The organism is Protofrankia coriariae (genome assembly GCF_001017755.1).
Classification (GTDB): Bacteria; Actinomycetota; Actinomycetes; order Frankiales; family Frankiaceae; genus Protofrankia; species Protofrankia coriariae.
On the sequence record NZ_JWIO01000053.1, the window covers coordinates 9,630 to 14,338 of the forward strand.

The window sequence follows — 4,709 nt, forward strand, 5'->3', positions numbered from 1 at the left end:
GGCCCGCCGGCTCGCCGAGGCCACCGACCTGCTCGCCCCCGCCGGTATCGTGCTCACCCCGCTGGACGCCGGCGCGGCGACCAGCGTGCTCGCCGCCGCCTGCAACCCCGCCGGCCTGCTCCCACCCGCGGCACTGGCAGCCCCCGACGAGGTGATCACCTCCGACGTCGGCGACGGCGACCCGGATGCCGCCGACGGCTGGGACGAGCCGTCGGACGGCCCCGCCGGCTGGGAGAACGCCCCCGGCTGGTGGCACACCCCCGACACCGCCAGCCCGCCGGCGGATCGGACCGGCGCAGACAGCCACGCCTGGGACGAGCTGTAGAAGAAAACGGAGGCAGCCACCGATGCGACGCGCGCGGCACACACCGACGACGACGGCACCAGCCCGGGCCCGCCGCCGGCCCGCGGCCAACCCGGGCGACAGCGCGGCGGCGGCGTTCGTCCCGGACGCGCTGACCGTCCACCCCCGCCACCTCGACGTCGGCGGCGACCACGTCGCCACCATGGCGATCACCGGCTATCCCCGCGAGGTCCACGCCGGCTGGCTCCAGCCCCTGGCGACCTACCCCGGCCGGGTCGACGTCGCCGTCCACGTCGAGCCGATCGACCCGGTGACCGCCGCCCACCGGCTGAAAAAACAGCTCGCCCGGCTGGAGTCCGGCCGCCGGCTCGGGGAGGAGAAAGGCCGGCTGGCCGACCCGCAGGTCGACGCCGCCACCGAGGACGCCTACGACCTGTCCGCCCGCGTCGCCCGCGGCGAAGGCAAGCTGTACCGGCTCGGCCTCTACCTGACCGTGCACGCCGCCAGCGAAGAAGACCTCGCCGACGAGGTCGCCGCGGTCCGCGCGCTGGCCGCCAGCCTGCTGCTGGACGCGAAACCGACGAGCTACCGGTCCCTGCAAGGCTGGGTGAGCACCCTGCCGCTGGGCCTGGACCAGGTGCGGATGCGCCGCACCTTCGACACCGCCGCCCTCTCGGCGGCGTTCCCGTTCACCTCCCCGGACCTGCCGCCCGCCGACCCGATCTCGCTGGCCCCGACCGGCGTGCTCTACGGGCTCAACATCGGCAGCCAGGGGCTGGTGCACTGGGACCGGTTCGGCGACATCGACAACCACAACGCGGTCATCCTCGGCCGCAGCGGCGCCGGCAAGTCCTACCTGGTCAAGCTCGAGCTGCTACGCAGCCTGTACCGGGGCATCGAAGCCCACGTCGTCGACCCCGAGGACGAGTACGCCCGGCTCGCCACCGCTGTCGGCGCCACCTACCTGCACCTCGGCGCCGACAACGTGCGGATCAACCCGTTCGACCTGCCCATCCAGACCACCCCCGACGGCCGGCGCACCGCCCCCCGCGACGCGCTGGTGCGCCGCAGCCTGTTCCTGCACACCGTGATCACGGTGCTGGTCGGGCAGCCGTCGGCGGCCGAACGGGCAGCCCTCGACGCCGCGATCACCACCACCTACCAGGCGGCGGGGATCAGCTCCGACCCACGTAGCTGGAGCCGGCCGGCGCCGCTGCTGGCCGATCTCGCCACCACCCTGACCGGCTCCGGCGACCCGGCCGCGGTCACACTCGGCGCCCGGCTGCACCCCTACACGACAGGGGCGTTCTCCGGCCTGTTCACCGGCCCGTCCACCGGCCGCGGCGACGGGCACCTCGTCGTCTACTCGCTGCGCGATCTTGCCGAGGAACTCAAACCGATCGGCACGCTGCTGGTCCTCGACGCGATCTGGCGGCGGGTGTCCAACCCCGCCNNNGTCCAACCCCGCCGACCGCCGGCCCCGGCTGGTCGTGGTCGACGAGGCGTGGCTGCTGATGCGCCAGCCCGCCGGCGCCGACTTCCTGTTCCGGATGGCCAAGAGCGCCAGGAAGTACTGGGCCGGGCTGACCGTGGCCACCCAGGACACCGCCGACGTGCTCGCGACCGATCTCGGCAAGGCGATCGTCACCAACGCCGCCACCCAGATCCTGCTGAAACAGGCACCGCAGGCCATCGACGAGATCACCGCCGTGTTCGACCTGTCCCAGGGCGAACGGCAGTTCCTGCTCTCCGCCGACCGGGGACAGGGACTGCTGGCCGCCGGCGCCCAGCGGGTCGCCTTCCAGGCCCTGGCCTCCCCGACCGAGCACCACCTGGTCACCACCGATCCGGCCGAACTCGCCGCCGACGCCCGCGACACCGACGACGGCTTCGTCGACCTCGCCATGCCGGCCGGTCCCGACGATCCGGCCGAGCCCGACGGCCAGATCTACCTCGACACCCTGTGACGACCCCGCCGTAGCCGCCAGGAGATCACAGCCATGGACGTACTCGCCGCGGCGACGTCCACGCCCTCGTCGCCGATCGCCACCTACCTGACCGACCCCTGGAGCTCCGTGCACCACCTGGCGGAGCAGGCCCAGGCGTGGGTGCTGACCTGGGGGCCCGTCGCCGGCCCGCTGCTCGCCGTCACCGCCACCGGCCTGCTCACCCTGCGCCGGCGGATGCGACGGCACTACCAGCAGCGGTTGCGCACCAACGCCCGCTGCGTCACCGTGCTCGCCCCGCCCACGGTCGACCCGGCCGGCGCCACCGCTTTGTGGGCAAATCTCCTTGGTTTGCTCCGCCCGACCTGGAAACGACGCCTGCTCGGAGGACCGCACCTCGCCTGGGAATACCTGTTCACTTCCGAGGGTGTGCGCATCCAGATCTGGGTTCCCGGTGTCGTCCCATCCGGCATGGTCGAACGCGCCCTCGAAGCCGCCTGGCCCGGCGCCCACACCCGCACCCGCCCCGCCCGGCCGCCGCTCCCGCTCACCACCCGGACTGGCCGGCGCATCCTCACGGCGGGTGGAGAGTGCCGGCTGGCTCGGCCAGAAGCGCTACCGATCCGCGCCGACCACCCGGCTGACCCGATCCGCGCCCTGCTCGGCGCCCCCGTCGGCCTGGCCCGCACCGAACGCGCCGCCGTGCAGATCCTCGCCCGGCCCGTCACCGGCCACCGGGTCGCGCAAGCCCGCCGCGCCGCCCGGCGGCTGCGCACCGGCCGTTCCCCCCGGCCGGCCGGCCGGCTCCTCGACCTGCTCACCCCCGGCCGCCCAGCCAGTAGCAGCCGGAACACCCCGAAGGTCGACCACCAGACGTCGCTGGAACTGTCCGCCCAGGATCGCGCCATCGTCACCAAACAGCGAGGCGCCCAGTACGAAACCCGCATCCGCTACGCCGTCGCCACCACCGTCGACGCGACAGCCGATGAGGACCACGCCGACGCTGTCCGCGACCATCTTCGCGGCCGGGCACACGCCATCGCCGCCGCGTTCGCTGCCTTCACCGAGCACAACTACTACACCCGCGCCCGGCTACGCCGTCCGCTGCCGGCCCTGGCCGACCGGCGCCTCGGCAGCGGTGACCTGCTGTCCGTCGGCGAACTCGCCGCGCTGGCGCACCTGCCGGTCGACGACGCGGTCCCCGGCCTGCAACGCGCCGGCGCGAAAGCCGTCGCCCCACCGCCGGGGACCGCCGCCACCGGCGCGGACGTCAAACCGATCGGCATCAGCGACTCCGGACACCCCCGCCCGGTCGGACTGACCGTGGCGGACGCCCGGCACCACATCCACATCCTCGGCGCCACCGGCTCGGGCAAGTCCGAGCTGATGGCCCGGATGACCCTGGCCGACGTCGACGCCGGCCGCGGGCTGGTCAACGTCGACCCCAAAGGCGACCAGATCGCCGACATCCTCGCCCGACTCCCGCTCGCCGCCGCCGACCGCGTCATCCTGTTCGACGCCCAGGCCAATAGCCGGCCCCCATGCCTGAACCCGCTCGACCAGCCCGACCGGCACCGCGCCGTCGACAACCTCGTCTCCATCTTCTCCCGCGTCTACGCCGACGCGTGGGGGCCACGCACCGACGACATCCTGCGCGCCGGACTGCTCACCCTGGCCGCCCAACCCGGCACCCCGCTGCTCACCGACCTACCGAAGCTGCTCGCCACCCCGGCGTTTCGCCGCCGCGCCCTGGACGCCGTCCACGACGACATCCTGCAAGGGTTCTGGGACTGGTACGAAGCGCTCTCCGACGGCGCCCGCGCCGCCGCCGTCGCCCCCCTGATGAACAAGCTCCGCGGATTCCTGCTCCGCCCGTTCGTCCGCACGGCCATCGCCGCCGGCCCCTCCACCGTCGACATGGGCACCGTCCTCGACAGTGGTGGGATCTGCCTGGTCCGCATCGCGCAGGACGCCCTCGGCGTCGAAACCGCCGCGTTGATGGGCTCGGTGGTCGTCTCCGCGGTCTGGCAGGCCGCCACCCGCCGCGCCCGCGTCCCCCAGCCGAAACGCCTCGACGCCAGCCTGTATCTGGACGAGGCGCACCACTTCCTCAGCTTGCCGTACGCGCTGGAAGACATGCTCGCCGCCGCCCGCGGCTACCGGCTGTCCATCGTGCTGGCCCACCAGAACCTCCTCCAACTCCCCAAACATCTCGAAGAAGGCATCGCCGCCAACGCCCGCAACAAGATCTACTTCAACGTGTCACCGGCCGACGCCCGACGCCTCGCCCGCCACGTCGAACCCCGCCTGACCGAGCACGACCTGGCCCATCTCGGCGCGTTCCACGCCGCCACCCGGCTCGTCGTCGCCGGGGAGGAAGCCCCCGCCTTCACCCTGCGCACGGAGAAGCTGCCCCCCGCCATCCGCGGCCGGGCCCGGCAGATCCGCGCCGCCGCCCG

The 4,709-nt window shown here is 73.6% G+C and carries 2 protein-coding genes and 2 pseudogenes; all 4 read left to right on the plus strand.

The window, feature by feature from the left end; all coding sequences use genetic code 11:
- Nucleotides 1-325, plus strand: a pseudogene (locus FrCorBMG51_RS32035) (PrgI family protein); the annotation flags it as partial.
- A 622-nt stretch (nt 326-947) separates the two neighbouring features.
- Nucleotides 948-1,277 (plus strand): annotated as a pseudogene (locus tag FrCorBMG51_RS35120) (helicase HerA domain-containing protein); the annotation flags it as partial.
- Nucleotides 1,278-1,818: 541 nt separating this feature from the next.
- Nucleotides 1,819-2,271, plus strand: coding sequence for a TraG/VirB4 family ATPase (locus tag FrCorBMG51_RS35125; RefSeq protein ID WP_235433804.1), 453 nt, complete (start codon nt 1,819-1,821; stop codon nt 2,269-2,271).
- Nucleotides 2,272-2,304: 33 nt separating this feature from the next.
- On the plus strand, nt 2,305-4,709 hold a 2,405-nt coding region (locus FrCorBMG51_RS21725; RefSeq protein WP_157180618.1), incomplete at its 3' end, for a DUF8128 domain-containing protein.